Genomic DNA, 7,662 nt, shown 5'->3' on the forward strand with positions numbered 1-7,662 from the left:
CCTTTATGACGCCTCACCTCTTCAAAATACACCACGTCAATTTGACCTGCTGTCTGCTTTATTTCTGATAGCCATTGTTTAAAACGCAAGTAACGCATTCCACCGCCTTCAAAACGGCGTGATTGAAAATTCACGGTACCACTGAACATGTCACCACTTGCACCACGTATCGCCCACCCAGTCCGCGTACCTAGATCAAAACAAAGAATCGTGTTAATCACCACGCCGCTCCATACAAAATGTGTTTTATAGGATTGTTTTTTTCTGAAAATGAAGGAAAGAAGGGTGTAAGAAGTATGCAAGCGATTTTAAATTGGATAGAACAGCATCCTGTATTATTTTCTGCGTTTTCTGTTTTATTTTCTGCACTTTCTTCGGTTGGTGCTTTATTATCCGCAATTTTTGCTTTTCTTTCTATTAAACAGACATTTAAATTAAGAGAAGAAGATCGAATAGAAGCTGCAAAATCAAGAGAAGAAGATCGCATAGAAGCTGCAAAATTGAGAAAGGAAGATCGAGAAAAAGATGAAAAATTGAGAAAGGAAGATCGAGAAAAAGATGAAAAATTAAGAGAAGAAGATCGCATAGAAGCTGCAAAATTGAGAAAGGAAGATCGAGAAAAAGATGAAAAATTAAGAGAAGAAGATCGAGAAAAATTTAAAACAGAATTAGCCAATGCCATGGACATAGCTAAATCAACTAGACAACAAGCGATATCAATGAAAAAGCTTGCCACAGTTCTGGAAAAACAATTAGAGATTTTAGAAGAAAAAAAGCTCCGTGTTACCACACACAGTTCATGGATAAGTGATAATCCTAATGATATCTTTCCAGTAATATATGTATCTTTAATCATTACAAATGCTACAAAACAAACAATTAAAATCAACTCTATCAGCATACAGGATAATAGCCTTTTTATCTTTATGTCCGCATGCTATCGTGAACTTTTGCCACAATCACTAGGAGCACTACATTACATCCATCCTCAACAGGAAAAACACTTATGCTTAAAGAAACCTCGAGTCGATCCACCCATACATAGCGATATTGATCCATTTAGCCTCAAACCTTCTGGTCTATTAGGACTAATTATTGGTGTTTTTCCTATAGACAGAAACTCAGAAATTCCTTTAATATTGACTATGGAGCACACTGCCGTAAATCCTTTAAATCCACCAGAAAAAGTGACTTTTTGCCCCGAATATTTTAATATTAAACCAAGTAATAAACTATCCGATCTGTTGTATTCCAAGCTGTTTCCATTCAATAAATAACCGTTTTCCAACATGATGAATAACGCTGTTGTTCCTCAGGGCTTTTTTCAGCCAACTCGGCCCATGTCATTGGCTTTGGTTTCATAAGAAGAAATGATAAATATTGTGCCCTATCCCATTTATTGGCTTCTGCAACTGTAACCGATTGTTTTGCCATAAACCATCTATTGAAATCTTCAATAATTTCAATTGCTTCATTCTTTTTCTGCTCATCCTTCATCAATTGTATTAGTATCTTTTGCGTTCTATCATCTTCTTCATTTACAATTGGGGCTTTTTCTACAAACTCTCTTACAAGCGCACGAACATCTTCAGACTCTTGAAGATTTTCATAAATATTTTCATATTCAGTCAAATATTCTTGCTCTTTAGATTTCTTCTGTTCAGATTCCAACAAACGTTCTTGCACTTCTTTTTGTAATTTTTGTAAATGTTGTATTTTCTCTTCATTTTCTGCTAGCTGTTCTTCCATCAATGCTTTTTGTGACGCTATTAACTCATTTTTTTCTGCTAGCTGTCCTTCCATCAACGCTTTTTGTGACGCTATTAACTCATCTCGTTCTTTTATCGCTTGTCTAAGCATTTTTATGTTTTTAAAATTGGTATAAACCGCATAACATGAACACAAATTAGCAATACAAGATATAATAAGTGCAATTAAGCCCATCCCTCTCTCCTCACTTACCCTTCTTCTTACTCTTCTTATTCTTATGAAGCGGCGCTTTTACTGCTTCATCACGCGGCTTAAGCTCTTGTGTTAGTCTTTGAATTTCCTCGTCGCATGATTGAACATCTGCTTTTAGTGCCTGTATCTTTTCACTTTTCCGTTTAAACTCTTCTCGGTACGCATCTATCTTTTGTTTCAGTTCTTTAATTTCCTCCTCACGTTCTTTAATCTCTTGCTTCAGTTCATCAATTTCCTCGTCGCGTTCTTCAATCTCTTGCTTCAATTCTTTAATTTCCGTATCACGTGATTGAACATCTGCTTCGAGTGTCATTACAACTTCACTTACATTTCTGAACGCCTTTTCATGCTCTTCAGTCTTTTGTTTCAGTTGTTTAATTTCCTCGTCACGTTCTTTAATCTCTTGCTTCAGTTTTTTAATTTCTGCTTCAGACTTTCCTATATCCGCATCACATTCATAAGTTATATTTCTATTCCCTAATATAAAATCAGTATTTACCTTTTTTACTCTTGCCCTAAGATATTGAATCTCCTCTGAAAGAGCCTTAACTTGGTCGCGATAATGCAATGCAATACGAAACATCACTCCGCTTAAGAGCAAAACTGAAACCACTGCTATCCATAAAATTTCATTCGAACTCATCTTTATCTCCTTAATGCTGTAAAGTTTCTCCGGTGTGATCAACACCGCAGCTCTTGCAAATTTTCGACATTGGGGGGTGTTGCTCTTGCATTAATCTCTGCAAGCGCTCGGGATAAAAAAAATCTTCTGGACGCAAATCTATCCCATGATCACGTGCGTAATCTAAAATTTTTTGCTGGTGTTTTGCTGGCATGTCACGCCATCTATAAACAGATGACACATCTCTTTGCACTATGGTTGCTACAGTTTTGAAACCACCTAAATATTTTATAATTAATCTCGAAGGCATATGTAATCTCCATAACAGCACAATAAATAATTGCACTTTTTACATATATCAACAAAAAATGCACCTTTCACATTTTTGCATTTTACGTATTTTTAGGGATAATATTTAAATTATGAGTAGCAATATTGAAAAAAGTATCCAACAATGGCTAGAAAAAAAATTAGACGAGCGCGGACACGGTGCTCAAATAGAACTAGCCGCCTACTTGGGAATCCATCAATCCACTATAAGCAGAATGATTAATCCTTACAAAAATGGAAAATCAAGAAGCATAAGTATTGGGGAATTAGTTAAAATAGCTGAGTTTTTTAACGAGCCCCCCCCCAATTTCTTCAATGATGTTGATCAAGAATTTATGAATTTTTATCGTGATCTTTCTGAAGAAAACAAGAAGTCTGTGATTTTATATATTGAGTTTTTAAGGCAATCAAAAGATAAGTTATAGTTTCCTTTTCTTTCTGAGAAAACCCTTTTAAAAGATTAGAATCTTGTTCCGCTATTTGCATTTTGTATCTCCATAAATTGTGGATAGTGCACTTTTTAAAAAAACATATCCAGCATAAATATGCACTTTTTACATTTTTATGTTGACACTTGCACTTTTTGCATATATTTATCTCCCATATCTTAGAAAATAACTTTTGCCAATAGGCAGTATGGAGGCATTTGTGAATAAACCAGTGTTTATAAATTCTGATGAAATTCTCTTAGTGATGTGCGAAAATGAAGAGCAAAATCTCGCTAAATCTGGTCCTTTCTTAGAAGAAAGTGACATGATCAAATTTATCGACCAAGCCGATAATGCTGTCCAAATTTTGCGTATTGAACCAACGACTAATCGTTGCGAAGATATCTCTGAAGATATTGCCGAATTCTATCTTAAAGAATGTGAAGAGCAGTGTTTCAACGGAAACATTCCTCACGATTTTATTCTACACAGCACAGCATACGGTTTTTTTTTAGATGATATAAAACAGCGCGAATATGATGATGCAATGTATGGTTCTTACGAAAAACAACACCGTTTGCGTCCTTGTGATGTGCTTTAAAAATTCTTAAGGGCGCATTTAAAAGCGCCCCCCTCTTTCCTCTTATTAAATTATCGGATGGAGTAAACTTATGAATAATCCTATCACTATTACAAATAACACCATTAACGAAGAAAGCGTTCAGACAGTCAATGCTCGTGACTTGCACGCATTCTTAGAAGCAAAACGAGACTTTTCCAATTGGATTAAGGACCGTATTAGCAGATACAATTTTATAGAAGGACAAGACTTTGTAAAAACACAAGATTTGCGGTCACCAAATTTGGCGAGCGCAAAATCTAGATCTGTTATTGCAATTAATTATCATCTCACCTTGGAAATGGCAAAAGAACTTTCCATGGTAGAGCGTAATGAAAAAGGAAAACAAGCCCGTCAATATTTTATTGAATGCGAGCGGCGTGCAAAGCAAGTTGTTACACCACAAATCGATTACTCAAGTCCACAAGTAATGTTAGGTGTATTAACTCATCTAAAAAATGAAAATGAGCGTAAAGACATCATCATTGAAGATTTAAAACCAAAAGCAATGGCTCTTGAAAGCTTACAACGCTCTGATGGGCTCTTCAGTCTTACTGAAGCCGCTAAAGTGCTCGAAATGCAACCAAAACAATTCATTCTCTTCCTACAGAAAAAAGGATGGGTGTATCGACGCACTTTCGGGGATCGCTTATTGCCTTATCAGGATAAAATCCAAAAAGGACTAATGGATTGTCCCACCATTACACTTCAAACCGCAAGTGGAATAGAAAAAGTCATTCCTTGCGCAAAAATCACAGCAAAAGGAATTGGTGTGTTGTCTCAAGAGATTAAAAAACAAAACATGCATTAAGGGAAATAAACCATGGAAAAAAAATACGAAATGACTGATGAAACAATCGAGGTTGATGGCAAAATCCTTCACCGTATCCGCGCTTTAAGAGACTTTGGAGTTATTAAAAAAGGTAATTTAGGCGGCTTTATAGAACATGAAAACAACCTATCGCATCATGGTAATTGCTGGGTAGGTGGTAATGCATTCGTCTTATCTTGTGCTTGCGTTTACGATAATGCTCAAGTTTATGATGATGCTGTAGTTTATGGTAGTGCACGAATTAAACATAATGCACATGTTTACGGTTTTGCCGAAGTTTATGGAATGGCAACAGTTTCCGGTAATGCACGTATTTATGGCGACGCAAAAATTTATCGTGATGCGGATATTGATGGCGATAACGTCATGTCCACTGGAGAAAAAGCATGGTGAAAAAATACGAATTGACTAATGAAACCACCGATATTGTAAGTTGCCATACATTGTACCGCATTCGTGCTTTAAGAGATTTTGATGATGTTAAGGCTGGGGACCTTGGGGGCTTTATAGAAAATGAAAGCAATCTCTCTCATGATGGCAATTGCTGGGTCTATGATAATGCTTGTGTTACTTGGGGTTCAAAAATTTATGACAATGCAAAAATTTATAATAACGCCCGAGTATATGGTGGTGGTCGCATTTTTGAAAACGCACAGATTTACGGAAATGCAATTGTTTATCCCAATGCAAGAGTTTATGGCGACGCAAAAATTTACGGAGATTCAGAGATCTGCGGAGAAAGCCGTATCACAACAAACGAGAAAAAATAAATCATGTATAAATATGGAATTAAACCTACCTTGTGTGCACAGTTAGTTGTGAGAAATACTCACAATCTAGGTGAACTTTGTATCACTATCTCTGGGTATAAAGACGAGCCTTATGTAGATACCATAATTTCTGAAGACATAATGCAGCCTATAAAATCCAAACTCTAACAACCAAACCAACTTTTAACACATGCGTGATTCACGCCACGGGGGAATTGTACGCAAATCAAGGAAATAAACCATGGAAAAAAAATACGAAATGACTGATGAAACAATTGAGTTTGGGCGCAGAACGCTCCGCCGCATTCGTGCACTGAGAGACTTTGGATATGTCAAAAAAGGTGACCTAGGCGGTTTTATAGAAAAAGAGAGCAACTTAAGCCATAAGAGAGACTGTTGGATTTTTGGCAATGCACAAGTTTCTGATTATGCCGAAGTTGGTGGTGCTTCTATTGGAGATAATGCCAAGGTTTTTGACTATGCGCGGATTTATGGGAATTCTGTTATAGGGGAAAGTGTACACGTTTACGGAAATGCTAAAATTTACAATCAAGCATATATTTGCTGTCGTGTAGACATTGCTGGAAATTGTAAAATTAGTGGCTCCACCGTAATCGTAGGACGTGAGAAATAGTAATCATGGAAAAGAAATATGAACTTACTGATGAAATAGACATCCTCTATCGTCGACCAGTTCGTCGCATTCGTGCACTGAGAGACTTTGGAAAGGTCAAGAAAGGTGATCTTGGTGGTTTTATAGAGCATGAAGGTAACCTCTCTCATGAGGGCGATTGTTGGGTTGGGGATAGGGCAAAGGTTTGCAGTAATGCTCAAATTTATGAGAATGCACAAGTATTTGGACGAGCACGTATCTCATGTAATGCACGTATTTATGGAAATGCTAATGTTTTTGGAAACGCTTGTGTTGAATCCAATGCACATATTTTCGATAATGCGCAAGTTTACGGAATAGCCGAAATTCACGGCAATGCCAAAATTTGTGAAAAAGCTCATATTGGTGGTGAAGCTGTTGTATGTGGTAACACATGTATTTCAGGCAACACACATATTAGTTATAGTAGAAAAGCCGAACATATCCCTAGGAAAAGACAGAGCGTATAAGCACTTTCTAACAACCAACCATTTTTAAACACCAGCGTGATTCACGCCACGGGGGAATTGCGCGCAATGTAGGAAATCAACATGACAAATTCTACTTTTTTAAAAGAAATGGCAGAAAAATATGGATTTTCTGCTGAAGAATTTCGAGAAACAATCATAAAAACTTGTATTGGATATAAAAATGCTAATGTCATCACTGATGCAGAATTTGCCGTTTTTCTTTTTGTTGCCAATACTTATGGACTTAACCCTTTAACAAAAGAAATCTATGCTCTCCCTAAAAAAGGCGGCGGCATCATACCCGTTGTTTCTATCGACGGTTGGATAAAGATCATCAAATCAAATCCTGACTTTGATGGCATGACCTTTCAAGATCAACTCGATAAAGACGGGAATCTCATTGCTATCAAATGTGCTATTCGTCTCAAAGGCATTAAAGACCCTATCGAAGTCACCGAATATCGCAAAGAATGCGAACAAGACCACAGTGACCCTTGGAAAAAATACCCCGCACGTATGTTGCGCCATAAAGCCACTATACAATGTGCTCGCTATGCTTTCGGGCTTTCCGGTATTTATGAAGAAGATGAAGCAAAACGTATCAATGAAACAAACCATAACGTACAAACGAAGTTAGTTTCTTATGATGTGCTTACGCAAATCAAACAATTAATAAACATCACTCAAACAGAAGAGGAAAAAGTCCTTGAGTATGGACGAGTCCAAAAGCTTGAAGATCTTCCTGATGAAGTAGCACAAAGGATTTTGGATGTTTTGCAAAAGAGACAGCATGAAAAAGAACAATCTTTCCTACAACAAAAGCAAATAGAGGCGCCTATACAAGATGCCGAATATATTCACGTCCAAGATATAGAATATGCACCACAAGAACAAAGAACAGCGGTGTGAGATGGAACAAAGAACAGCAGAATGGTTTCAAGCGCGCTTGGGTAAAGTCACCGCATCTAATGTTTACA

The 7,662-nt window shown here is 36.9% G+C and carries 12 protein-coding genes and 2 pseudogenes; 10 read left to right on the plus strand and 4 right to left on the minus strand.

What is annotated here, in order from left to right; all coding sequences use genetic code 11:
• Positions 1–221 (minus strand): annotated as a pseudogene (locus ACFILO_RS08715) (hypothetical protein); the annotation flags it as partial.
• A gap of 75 nt (positions 222–296) precedes the next feature.
• Between ACFILO_RS08715 and ACFILO_RS08720 the strand changes: the two are divergent.
• The gene (locus ACFILO_RS08720; RefSeq protein ID WP_375633130.1) at positions 297–1,277 is read left to right on the plus strand and encodes a hypothetical protein; all 981 of its coding nucleotides are present in this window, start codon (positions 297–299) and stop codon (positions 1,275–1,277) included.
• Here ACFILO_RS08720 and ACFILO_RS08725 read toward each other — a convergent pair.
• From ACFILO_RS08725 to ACFILO_RS08735, 3 genes are read right to left on the minus strand one after another with little or no spacing between them, the layout of a single operon-like run.
• Positions 1,267–1,944: a hypothetical protein gene (locus tag ACFILO_RS08725; protein WP_375613781.1), complete on the minus strand. Its 678-nt coding sequence runs from the start codon at positions 1,942–1,944 to the stop codon at positions 1,267–1,269. The genes ACFILO_RS08720 and ACFILO_RS08725 overlap by 11 nt on opposite strands.
• Before the next feature lie 10 nt (positions 1,945–1,954).
• Positions 1,955–2,605, minus strand: coding sequence for a hypothetical protein (locus ACFILO_RS08730; RefSeq protein ID WP_375678152.1), 651 nt, complete (start codon positions 2,603–2,605; stop codon positions 1,955–1,957).
• Between the two features lie 10 nt (positions 2,606–2,615).
• Entirely contained in the window at positions 2,616–2,894 is a 279-nt protein-coding gene (locus tag ACFILO_RS08735; RefSeq protein ID WP_375635078.1) for a hypothetical protein, read from the minus strand.
• A gap of 112 nt (positions 2,895–3,006) precedes the next feature.
• Between ACFILO_RS08735 and ACFILO_RS08740 the strand changes: the two genes are divergently transcribed.
• The 9 genes and pseudogenes from ACFILO_RS08740 to ACFILO_RS08780 all read left to right on the plus strand — a co-directional run.
• Positions 3,007–3,339 carry a helix-turn-helix domain-containing protein gene (locus ACFILO_RS08740; protein ID WP_375612684.1) on the plus strand — a complete coding sequence of 111 codons (333 nt, stop codon included), beginning with the start codon at positions 3,007–3,009 and terminating at the stop codon, positions 3,337–3,339.
• Between the two features lie 223 nt (positions 3,340–3,562).
• On the plus strand, positions 3,563–3,943 hold the full coding sequence (locus ACFILO_RS08745; RefSeq protein ID WP_375621921.1) for a hypothetical protein: 381 nt from the start codon (positions 3,563–3,565) through the stop codon (positions 3,941–3,943).
• A 70-nt stretch (positions 3,944–4,013) separates the two neighbouring features.
• Positions 4,014–4,772, plus strand: coding sequence for an antA/AntB antirepressor family protein (locus tag ACFILO_RS08750; protein ID WP_375613785.1), 759 nt, complete (start codon positions 4,014–4,016; stop codon positions 4,770–4,772).
• 12 nt (positions 4,773–4,784) lie between these two features.
• Positions 4,785–5,186: a hypothetical protein gene (locus ACFILO_RS08755; RefSeq protein WP_375678153.1), complete on the plus strand. Its 402-nt coding sequence runs from the start codon at positions 4,785–4,787 to the stop codon at positions 5,184–5,186.
• A complete protein-coding gene (locus ACFILO_RS08760; RefSeq protein ID WP_273790346.1) occupies positions 5,180–5,563 on the plus strand; it encodes a hypothetical protein in 384 nt (127 codons plus the stop codon). Before ACFILO_RS08755 ends, ACFILO_RS08760 begins: the two co-directional genes overlap by 7 nt.
• A gap of 241 nt (positions 5,564–5,804) precedes the next feature.
• The gene (locus tag ACFILO_RS08765; RefSeq protein WP_375678154.1) at positions 5,805–6,197 is read left to right on the plus strand and encodes a hypothetical protein; all 393 of its coding nucleotides are present in this window, start codon (positions 5,805–5,807) and stop codon (positions 6,195–6,197) included.
• Positions 6,198–6,202: 5 nt separating this feature from the next.
• On the plus strand, positions 6,203–6,685 hold the full coding sequence (locus ACFILO_RS08770) for a hypothetical protein (RefSeq protein WP_375678155.1): 483 nt from the start codon (positions 6,203–6,205) through the stop codon (positions 6,683–6,685).
• A gap of 81 nt (positions 6,686–6,766) precedes the next feature.
• A complete protein-coding gene (locus tag ACFILO_RS08775) occupies positions 6,767–7,594 on the plus strand; it encodes a recombinase RecT (RefSeq protein ID WP_375678156.1) in 828 nt (275 codons plus the stop codon).
• 1 nt (position 7,595) lies between these two features.
• Positions 7,596–7,662: pseudogene (locus tag ACFILO_RS08780) on the plus strand (exonuclease); the annotation flags it as partial.

It is taken from the genome of Bartonella sp. AP72JLCBS (assembly GCF_042195705.1).
GTDB lineage: Bacteria > Pseudomonadota > Alphaproteobacteria > Rhizobiales > Rhizobiaceae > Bartonella.